Below are 9,916 nucleotides of genomic sequence, written 5' to 3'. Positions count from 1 at the left end.
TCCTTCCACCCTCTTCCCCTCCCCGACGCTCTGCCGTTCGGGCGCCCCTGTGGGCGTGCCGGGGGGGCGGGGGGCCGCGCGCCTCGGGTGCCGGCCGTAGGCGCGCTACGGCATCCTCAAATCAACCTCTGGACCCGGCCCCGGCAGGCGTGAACCGCCCCCGGCCGCGGGCACATACCCCTCACACGGGGGCCCGCCGGCACGGGGGCGGCGGGCCCCCGTGCGAGGGGGTGCCGCCATGAACCGGGAGCCGCCGATCCCGCGGACGCCGTACGAGGTCGCCCTGGTGCGGGGCGGGCCGCGCGCCGCCGTCACGGTCGCCGTGGTCGGCCTGTACCTGCGCGGAGCCGTCGAGGCGGGCCGCCCGGGCACCGTACGGGCGTTGCCGGCACACGCCGCGCCCCGGGCGCCGGAGCCGCTGCGGGCCGCGGTGCTCGCCGCCCTCCGGGAACATCCCCTGGGCATCAGGGACCTGGTGCGGCACCCGGACGTCCGTCTCGCCCTGGCCGAGCTGCGGGTCGGCCTCGCGGAGGCCGGGCTGCTGCGCTTCCCCTTCCTCGGCCCGAACCGCGCCGCCCACCGCCTCGTGCGCGCCCTGCGCGAGCGGCATCCCCTGCCCACGAGCCGGCGCGGCATGACCCACGACGACAAGCTGCTCGCCGTCGCCCTGCACGGCGACGGCGCGCTGCGCCTGCTCGTGCCGCGCTTCGCCCTGCGGGCCGGACTGCTCCCGCGGGCCGAGGCGGCCCCCGGCGGGAAGCGGCCTCCGTACCACGGGGACCGCGGGGGCGGGGGCGGCTCCTGTGGCGGAGGCTGGGGCGGCTGCGGCGGCGGCGGTGGCTGCGGCGGCGGCGGGTAGGGAACGAGGCCCGGCGGGCGGACACGACAGCGGCCCCCCTCCGGTGGAGGGGGGCCGTGCCGGTGGTGCGCGGGGGCCGTCAGACCTTCAGCGTCTTGATGGCGGTGGGGGCGTGGCCCGGCTCGGTCGCCAGTTCCTCGAACTCCACGACGTTGGAGATGTCGTTGGTGCCCGACATGGAGATGTTGGTGACGCGCTCCAGGATCGCCTCGACGACGACCGGCACCCGGTACTCGGCGGCGAGCTTCTTGGCCTGCTCCAGGGCGGCGCCCAGCTCACCCGGGTCGGTCACCCGGATCGCCTTGCAGCCCAGGCCCTCGGCGACCTTGACGTGGTCGACGCCGTAGACGCCGAGCTCGGGCGAGTTGATGTTCTCGAACTCCAGCTTGACCTGGAAGTCGATGTCGAACGCCCGCTGCGCCTGCCGGATCAGGCCCAGGTAGGAGTTGTTCACCAGCACGTGGACGTAGGGGATCTTGTGCTGGGCGCCGACGGCCAGTTCCTCGATCATGAACTGGAAGTCGTAGTCGCCGGAGAGCGCGACGACCTGCGCGTCCGGGTCGGCCTTGGCGACGCCGAGCGCGGCCGGGACGGTCCAGCCGAGGGGGCCGGCCTGGCCGCAGTTGATCCAGTGCCGCGGCCGGTAGACGTGCAGCATCTGCGCGCCGGCGATCTGGGAGAGGCCGATGGTGGAGACGTACCGGGTCTCGGGCCCGAACGCCTTGTTCATCTCCTCGTAGACGCGCTGCGGCTTGATCGGGATGTCGTCGAAGTGCGTACGGCGCTGGAGGGTGGCCTTCTTCTCCTGCGCGGCGGCGGCCCACGCCGAGCGGTCGGGCAGCTTGCCGGCCGCCTTCAGCTCCTTGGCCACCTCGACGAACAGCTCCAGCGCGGCCTTGGCGTCGGAGGCGATGCCGTAGTCCGGGGCGAAGATCTTGCCGATCTGGGTGGGCTCGACGTCGACGTGGACGAACTTCCGCCCGGCCGTGTAGACGTCCAGTTTGCCGGTGTGGCGGTTGGCCCAGCGGTTGCCGATGCCGAGGACGAAGTCGGACTCCAGGAAGGTCGCGTTGCCGTAGCGGTGCGAGGTCTGCAGGCCGACCATGCCGGCGTTCAGCTCGTGGTCGTCGGGCAGCACGCCCCAGCCCATCAGGGTCGGCACGACCGGGGTGCCGGTCAGTTCGGCGAACTCCACCAGCAGGTCGGCGGCGTCGGCGTTGATGATGCCGCCGCCGGCGACGATGAGCGGGCGCTCGGAGGCGTTGAGCATCCCGATCGCCTTCTCGATCTGGGCGCGGGTCGCGGCCGGCTTGTAGACCGGCAGCGGCTCGTACGTCTCCGGGTCGAACTCGATCTCCGTCATCTGCACGTCGATCGGCAGGTCGATCAGGACCGGGCCGGGACGTCCGGAGCGCATGAGGTGGAACGCCTGCTGGAAGACGCCGGGGACCTGCGCGGCCTCCAGGACGGTGACCGCCATCTTGGTCACCGGCTTGGCGATGGAGGCGATGTCGACGGCCTGGAAGTCCTCCTTGTGGATCACCGCGGTCGGCGCCTGGCCGGTGATGCACAGGATCGGGATGGAGTCACCGGTCGCGGAGTACAGCCCCGTGATCATGTCGGTGCCGGCCGGGCCGGAGGTGCCGATGCACACGCCGATGTTGCCGGGGCGGGTGCGGGTGTAGCCCTCGGCCATGTGGGAGGCGCCCTCGACGTGGCGGGCGAGGGTGTGGGTGATGCCGCCGGAGGCCTTGAGCGCCGCGTAGAAGGGGTTGATCGCCGCGCCGGGCACACCGAACGCATCGGTGACGCCCTCGCGCTTGAGAATCTCAACTGCCGCGCGGGCAGCGGTCATACGAGCCATCGAGTACTCCTGCTTCGGCTGTCGGATTCGCACTCCCGTCGCGCCCCGCGGTGAGCAATTCCGTAGCGTTCCCTATGTCTTTCCACATTGTGGAAATCAACTTCTACGATCTGGAAGTAAATGTAGGGGTGCCGCCGAAGGCCGTCAAGAGAGGGAAGGCCGTCAGGAGAGGAGAGGGCGGCCGGGCCACCGCCGGCCGCCCGGGCCGCGGCCGGCCGGTGCCGAAGGGGATACCCGGTGTCTTCAGGAGCCGGCGGCCCCGATGAAGTCGAGCAGGTCCTGGTTGATCCGCTCGGCGTGGGTGAGGAAGACGCCGTGCCCCGCTCCCGGGTACTCCTTGTAGACGTTGTCCGGCACCAGCTTCGCCAGCCGCCGTCCGCACAGCTCGACGGGGGCGGAGGCGTCGGCGTCACCGTGGATGATCAGGGCCGGTACCCGGAGCGCGGCGGCCTCCTCGCGCAGATCGGTGTAGTACCCCGTCCTGACCACCTCGACGGCCGCCTTGGCCGAGCAGTCGAGGCACCTCTGCACCGTCCACTCCATGAGCTCGGAGGAGACCTGGTTGCCCAGGTGCGTCGCGAAGAACGCCTGCGCGTTCTGGGCCATCCACCTCGGGCGGTCCTTGCTCCGCTCCGCCAGCCCGGCGTCGAAGACGCCCCGGTCGACCCCCTCCGGGTTGTCCGGCGCCCGGAGCGGAAACGGCGCGGTGACCGAGATCAGCACCACCCGGCTCACCCGGTCGCAGCCGTGGCGGGACAGGTAGCGGATCACCTCCCCACCGCCCATCGAGTGCGCCACCAAGGTCACCTCGCGCAGGTCGCAGTGGTCGAGCAGCGCCGCGAGGTCGTCGGCGAGGGTGTCGTAGTCGAAGCCGTGGCCGACCCAGTCCGAGCGGCCGTGCCCGCGCTTGTCGAAGGCGACGCAGCGCAGGCCCCGTTCGGACAGCGGGAGCATCTGGAACTCCCACGAGCTGCTGCCGAGCCAGGCCCCGGTCACGAACACCACCGGCTTGCCCTGCCCCCAGTCGGTGTAGAACAGGCTGGTCCCGTCGGATCCTTCGAAGTACGGCATGGCCGAGTCCCTTCCGGACGACGAGGCGCCACCCGCCGCGGCGCCCCCGGGCGGCCACTCTCACCCGGCGGGGAGCACCCCGTCGATTACTCCGGAGGTAACGCGGCGGGGACGATCGCGTCCGGGGATCAGCCCGCGTACTTCTCCCGCAGTTCCACCTTGCGCACCTTCCCCGAGACCGTCATGGGGAAGGAGCCGAGGATCTCCAGACGGCTGGGGATCTTGTAGTGGGCGAGGCGGTCCGCACAGAAGGAGCGCAGCTCCTCCAGGGTGGGCGGGTCGTCCGGGTCGCGCGGGATCACGCAGGCCAGGACCTCCTCGCCGTACCGCTCGTGTGGGACCCCGACCACCTGGACGTCGGTGACCTTCGGGTGGCCGTACAGGAACTCCTCGATCTCGCGCGGATAGACGTTCTCGCCGCCCCGGATGATCATGTCCTTGATGCGGCCGACGATCTCGACGTACCCGTCCTCGCGCATCACCGCGAGGTCCCCGGTGTGCATCCAGCGGCCGGCGTCGATCACCTCCGCGGTCTTCTCCGGCTCGTTCCAGTAGCCGAGCATCACGCTGTAGCCGCGGGTGCACAGCTCCCCCGCCGTGCCGCGCGGCTGCGTCACGCCCGTCGCCGGGTCGACGACCTTCACCTCCAGGTGCGGCAGGACCCGGCCGACGGTGCCGGTGCGGTGCTCCAGGTCGTCGTCCATGCGGGTCTGCAGGGAGACCGGGGAGGTCTCCGTCATGCCGTAGCAGATGGAGACCTGGCCCATGTGCATCTCGGCGACCACCCGCTTCATCACCTCCGCCGGGCAGGGCGAGCCCGCCATGATGCCGGTCCGCAGCGAGGTGAGGTCGTAGGAGGCGAAGTCGGGGAGGTTCAGCTCCGCGATGAACATCGTCGGGACGCCGTACAGCGACGTGCAGCGCTCCCGCTGCACCGCCTCCAGGGTGGCCCTCGGGTCGAAGGAGGGGGCCGGGATGACGATGCAGGCGCCGTGCGAGGTGGCCGCCAGATTGCCCATCACCATGCCGAAGCAGTGGTAGAAGGGGACGGGCACGCACACCCGGTCCTGCTCGGTGTACCCGATCGACTCCCCCACGAAGTAGCCGTTGTTGAGGATGTTGTGGTGGGAGAGCGTGGCGCCCTTGGGGAAGCCGGTCGTGCCCGAGGTGTACTGGATGTTGATCGGGTCGTCGCAGGACAGCTCCGGGTACGCCGTCCCGGGCGCGGAGCGCTCCAGCAGCCGCTCCCAGCCGGGGTCGTCGAAGTAGACCGCCTCGCGCAGGCCGGGGCAGTTCCCGCGGATCTGCTCGACCATCGCCCGGTAGTCGCTGGTCTTGTGGGTGAGCGAGGCGAACAGCAGGCGGACGCCGGCCTGGTTGAGGACGTACTCGGCCTCGTGGGCGCGGTAGGCCGGGTTGATGTTCACCAGGATCGCGCCGATGCGGGCGGTGGCGTACTGGACGAGGACCCACTCGGGGCGGTTGACCGCCCAGATGCCCACCCGGTCACCCTTGGTCACGCCGCTCGCGAGCAGGGCGCCTGCCAGCCGGTCGACGTCGGCGGCGAACTCGGCGTACGTCCAGCGCCGCCCGGACGGTACGTCGACCAGCGCCTCCCGGTCGGGCCAGGCGGCGACCGCGCGGTCCAGGCCGGCGCCGATGGTGTCGCCGAGCAGGGCGGTGGTGCCGGTGCCGTGCGCGTAGGAGTTCACCGGAAGTCCTCCTCGCGGTACTCCCCGCCGGAGCCGGCGGCCGTGGCCTCGCGCAGTGCGATGCGGCGGATCTTGCCGGAGACGGTCTTGGGCAGGTCGCCGAACTCCAGGCGGCGGATGCGCTTGTAGGGAGCGAGGACCTGGCGGGAGTGGTCGAAGAGCACCTTCGCGGTGTCGGGGCCGGGCTGCCAGCCGTCGGCGAGGACGACGTACGCCTTCGGCACGGCCAGGCGCAGCTCGTCGGGGGCGGGGACGACGGCGGCCTCGGCGACCGCCTCGTGCTCCAGCAGCGCGCTCTCCAGCTCGAAGGGGCTGATCTTGTAGTCGGACGCCTTGAAGACGTCGTCACTTCGCCCGATATACGTCAGATATCCGTCTTCGTCCCGCGCGCCGATGTCGCCGGTGCGGTAGTAGCCGCCGGCCATCGCCTCCGCCGTGCGGTCGGCGTCGCCGTGGTAGCCGGTCATCAGGCCCACGGGGCGAACGGACAGGTCGAGGGCGATCTCACCCTCGTCGGCGCCGGGCGCGCCGGTGACCGGGTCGAGGAGGGTGACGCGGTAGCCGGGGCTGGGGCGGCCCATGGAGCCGGTCTTGAGCACCTGGCCGGGGGTGTTGGCGATCTGCACGGCCGTCTCGGTCTGCCCGAAGCCGTCCCGGACGGTCACGCCCCAGGCGCGGCGGACCTGTTCGATGATCTCGGGGTTGAGGGGCTCGCCGGCGGCGACGGCCTCGCGCGGCGGGGTGCGCAGCTGGGTCAGGTCGGCCTGGATGAGCATGCGCCACACGGTGGGCGGGGCGCAGAAGGTGGTGACGCCCGCGCGGTCCATCTCCGTCATCAGGCGGGCCGCGTCGAAGCGGGTGTAGTTGTGCAGGAAGACGGTCGCCTCGGCGTTCCACGGCGCGAAGAGGCTGGACCAGGCGTGCTTGGCCCAGCCGGGCGAGGAGATGTTCAGGTGCACGTCGCCGGGCTTGAGGCCGATCCAGTACATGGTCGCCAGGTGCCCGATGGGGTACGAGGCGTGGGTGTGCTCGACCAGTTTGGGGCGGGCCGTCGTCCCCGAGGTGAAGTACAGCATCAGCGGGTCGTCGGCGTGGGTCGGGCCGTCCGGGGTGAACACCTCGGAGGCGGCGCGGGCGTCCTCGTACGGCCGCCAGTCCCCGGCCGCGCCGCCGACCGCGATGCGGGTGTAGCCGCCGGGCACGCCGGCGAACTTGCCGGTGTCCCCGGCCCGCGCGATCACGTGCCGGACCCGGCCGCGCTCCACGCGGTCGCGCAGGTCGGCGGGGCCGAGCAGCGGGGTGGCGGGGATGACGACGGCGCGCAGCTTCATCGCCGCCAGCGCCGTCTCCCACAGCTCGGCCTGGTTGCCCAGCATGACCAGCACCCGGTCCCCGGCGGCGACTCCCTGCTCCCGCAGCCAGTTGGCGACCTGGCCGGAGCGGGCGGACATCTGCGCGAAGGTCAGCCGCGTCTCGGCGCCGTCCTCCTCGACGAGATGCAGCGCGGTGCGGTCGTTGCCGTCGGCGAGGGCGTCGAACCAGTCGAGCGCCCAGTTGAAGCGCTCCGGGCGGGGCCAGGCGAAGCCCTCGTAGGCGGTGGCGTAGTCCTCGCGGTGCTCCAGCAGGAAGTCGCGTGCCCTGCGGAAGAGTTCCGTCGCCGTCGTCATCTGTCCTCCTCGGTGCCGGACCATTGCCGGGCGGCTCGCTGCCATCGTGTAATCCGTGATGCAGGTCTCACTACCCCCGAACGGGGGTGTGCGCCGGGAAAAGCCCTCGAACCCCTCGAACGGGAGCGCGCCCCGGCGAGCCGTACCGGAAAGGGCGACGTACGTGGCAGCAGACGCGGCCGACGTGGTGGAGATCCGCAGCGCGCTGGGGCGGCTGCGGCGCGCCACCGGGCTTCCCGTCGTCTTCGGCGGGCTGATGGAGTCCGGCCGGCGGCAGGTGCGCATCAGCGAACTCAGCGGCACCGCCACGGCCGCGCTCAGCTCCCTCGCCGTCACCCCCGGCAGCGGCCTGGGCGGCAAGGCGGTCGCACTGGCCCGGCCGTGCGCGGTGACGGACTACTCCGCCGCCCGCCACATCAGCCACGAGTACGACGTCCCGGTCGCCGCCGAGGGCCTGCGCTCGGTGGTGGCGGTCCCGGTGGTCGTACGGCGCCGGGTGCGCGGGGTGCTGTACGGCGCCCTGCGCGCCCCTCAGCCCCTGGGCGACCGCGCGCTGAGCGCGGCCGTGGAGGCGGCGCGGGACGCGGAACAGGCGCTGCTGCTGCGGGAGGAGGCGCGGGAGCTGGTGGCGGCGGCCCGGCCCGCCGGGCCGGTGCGTGAGGGGGCCGCGGGTGTGGCCTGGGAGCAGCTCCGGGAGGCGCACGCGGCGCTGCGGGCGCTGCTGCCGCGCGTCGCGGACGCGTCCCTGCGGGCGGAGCTGCTGGGCGTGTGCGGGATGCTGGCGGCCGGTCCGGGGCCCGCGGCGGGCGGGGTGCGCCTGGCCCCCCGCGAGGTGGACGTGCTCGCGTGCGTCGCCGCCGGGGCCACCAACGCGGTGGCCGCCGAACGGCTCGGGGTGCGCGCCGAGACGGTGAAGGCGTATCTGCGCTCGGCCATGCGGAAGCTGGGGGCACGCACGCGCGGGGAGGCGGTGGTGGCGGCGCGGCGGGCGGGGTGGCTGCCCTAGGTGTATTGCCCTGTGAGGTTGGGGACTGCGCGGGGGATGCGGCGGCGCGGCCGTGGTCGCCGTGCGCGCGTGGCCGCACGGCTGACCGGCTCCTCGTGGCGAGCGGGCGAGCGGTGGTCGCCGTGCGCGCGTGGCCGCACGGCGTGGCTGCCGCGGGCCGGGGTGGCGGCACGGCCGCGGTGCTGCCGGGCGTCCTCTCCGGCGGCGCTGCCCGGACCGGGCGCCGGGGCCCGTCCCGCCGGGCGCCGTCACCGCCGTACGGTCCCGAAGCGGATGTCGTACGGCGCCTGCCCGTACAGCGCCCTCAGCATGCGCTCGCCCTCGGCCTCGATCTCCTCCCGCCGGGCCTTCGCCGGCTGCTGGAACGGCTCGATGACCAGTGCGTCGTCGGTCAGGCGCCACAGCCCGGCCAGGAAACCGTCGACGAGGAGGGTGCGGTGGCCGAGCACGGGTGCGGGGGCCGAGGCCGTGGTGGGTGCCGTGGGCGTCATGCCGGGCACGGTAACGGCGCATGCGGACAGATGCTGTCCGCATGGCCGACCGGAGGGGCCGCCGTGCGGTCGCGCTCCGGCGCGCCCGGGAGGGGGAGCGGCGCGGAGGGCGCCGGGCGGGCCGGCGCACCCGTCGCGTCAGGGCTTGCGGGCCACGCCGCAGACCGCGACCTCGGCCATGGTCTGCGCCGTCTGTCCGGGGTCCGGGCGCCAGGCGCCGGTGGGCACGACTCCGGGTTCCACCAGGTCCAGGCCCTCGAAGTACGAGGCGATCTCCCGGGGCGAGCGCAGGTGGTAGGTGTTGGCCGACTGCCCGTTGTAGATCTCGACGGCCGTGTTGAGCGCCTCGTTGGTGTCCGTGCCGTCGCTCAGGGCCAGGTAGCTGCCCGACGGCAGGCCGGCCAGCAGCGCGGACACCAGGTCCGCGGGGCGGTCGGCGTCGGCGACCTGCCCCATGATCCCCAGCATGGTCAGGGCGACCGGCCGGCTGAGGTCCAGCGTGTGCGACGCCTCGGCCAGGATGTGCTCCGGGTCGCGCACGTCGGCGTCGATGTAGGCGCACGCCCCCTCGGGGCTGCTGGTCAGCAGGGCCTGCGCGTGGGTCAGCACGAGGGGGTCGTTGTCGACGTAGACGATGCGGCTCTCCGGCGCGATGCGCTGGGCCAGCTCGTGCGTGTTGTCCGCGGTGGGCAGCCCGGTGCCGATGTCGAGGAACTGGCGGATGCCCGCCTCCCCCGCCAGGAAGCGCACGGCTCGCGCGAGGAACCGGCGCTGGAGCCGGGCGACGGCGGCGAACTCCGGGAATTTGGTGAGGATGACGTCGCCGACCTGGCTGTCGACGGGGTAGTTGTCCTTGCCGCCCAGCAGGTAGTTCCAGACTCGGGCGGAGTGCGGGCGGTCGGTCTGCAGGCGGTCTCTGACGTCATCGGGCATGTGTTCCATGAAGCCAGCCTCTACTCAATGCGGTTTCACCGTGGGCCATTTCGTTGACGGGCGAAGTATGTCAGGAACGATGCGCTCCCTGATCCCGTGTCCCGGGCCGCCTCCGCATCGGCCGCGGCCCCGGGGCGGGGACGCGGCTCGACGTGCACGGCCGTCCGTCGTGCGCGTCGAGCCGCTCGGCGCGGGCCCGTTCCGGTGTGGCCGGTGTTACCAGCCGCCGGTGCCGATCTCGGTACGGCTCGTCAGGCCGCCGCTGCCGGTGCCCTTGTACAGGTACAGCTTCCCGGTCTCACCCGTGTCGGAC

Annotated in this window: 7 protein-coding genes and 1 pseudogene; 2 read left to right on the top strand and 6 right to left on the bottom strand. The window is 72.8% G+C overall.

The genetic code is table 11. The features are described from left to right. Window positions 1-238: 238 nt before the first annotated feature. Window positions 239-859: a TIGR04222 domain-containing membrane protein gene (locus ABZ340_RS35855; protein ID WP_358786083.1), complete on the top strand. Its 621-nt coding sequence runs from the start codon at window positions 239-241 to the stop codon at window positions 857-859. Between the two features lie 79 nt (window positions 860-938). Here ABZ340_RS35855 and gcl read toward each other — a convergent pair whose 3' ends face one another. From gcl to ABZ340_RS35835, 4 genes are all read right to left on the bottom strand, one after another. Next, window positions 939-2,723: a glyoxylate carboligase gene (gene gcl / locus ABZ340_RS35850; protein ID WP_358786082.1), complete on the bottom strand. Its 1,785-nt coding sequence runs from the start codon at window positions 2,721-2,723 to the stop codon at window positions 939-941. A 243-nt stretch (window positions 2,724-2,966) separates the two neighbouring features. Further along, on the bottom strand, window positions 2,967-3,794 hold the full coding sequence (locus ABZ340_RS35845) for an alpha/beta hydrolase (protein WP_358786081.1): 828 nt from the start codon (window positions 3,792-3,794) through the stop codon (window positions 2,967-2,969). Between the two features lie 128 nt (window positions 3,795-3,922). After that, window positions 3,923-5,506 carry an AMP-binding protein gene (locus tag ABZ340_RS35840; protein ID WP_358786080.1) on the bottom strand — a complete coding sequence of 528 codons (1,584 nt, stop codon included), beginning with the start codon at window positions 5,504-5,506 and terminating at the stop codon, window positions 3,923-3,925. Continuing rightward, on the bottom strand, window positions 5,503-7,173 hold the full coding sequence (locus ABZ340_RS35835) for an AMP-binding protein (RefSeq protein ID WP_358786079.1): 1,671 nt from the start codon (window positions 7,171-7,173) through the stop codon (window positions 5,503-5,505). The genes ABZ340_RS35840 and ABZ340_RS35835 overlap by 4 nt, the downstream gene beginning before the upstream one ends. 163 nt (window positions 7,174-7,336) lie before the next feature. Between ABZ340_RS35835 and ABZ340_RS35830 the strand changes: the two genes are divergently transcribed. Next, window positions 7,337-8,179: a LuxR C-terminal-related transcriptional regulator gene (locus ABZ340_RS35830; RefSeq protein ID WP_358786078.1), complete on the top strand. Its 843-nt coding sequence runs from the start codon at window positions 7,337-7,339 to the stop codon at window positions 8,177-8,179. Window positions 8,180-8,427: 248 nt separating this feature from the next. Here the strand turns inward: ABZ340_RS35830 and ABZ340_RS35825 are convergent. After that, window positions 8,428-8,619, bottom strand: a pseudogene (locus tag ABZ340_RS35825) (crosslink repair DNA glycosylase YcaQ family protein); the annotation flags it as partial. A 189-nt stretch (window positions 8,620-8,808) separates the two neighbouring features. Next, window positions 8,809-9,612 (bottom strand): SAM-dependent methyltransferase, encoded by an 804-nt coding sequence (locus ABZ340_RS35820; protein ID WP_358786077.1) that lies wholly within the window; start codon window positions 9,610-9,612, stop codon window positions 8,809-8,811. Window positions 9,613-9,916 lie beyond the last annotated feature (304 nt).

Source organism: Streptomyces sp. NPDC006134 (assembly GCF_040628835.1).
Lineage (GTDB): Bacteria > Actinomycetota > Actinomycetes > Streptomycetales > Streptomycetaceae > Streptomyces.
Note: the sequence above shows the minus strand (reverse complement) of the source record. Positions and strands in the feature narration are given on the sequence as shown.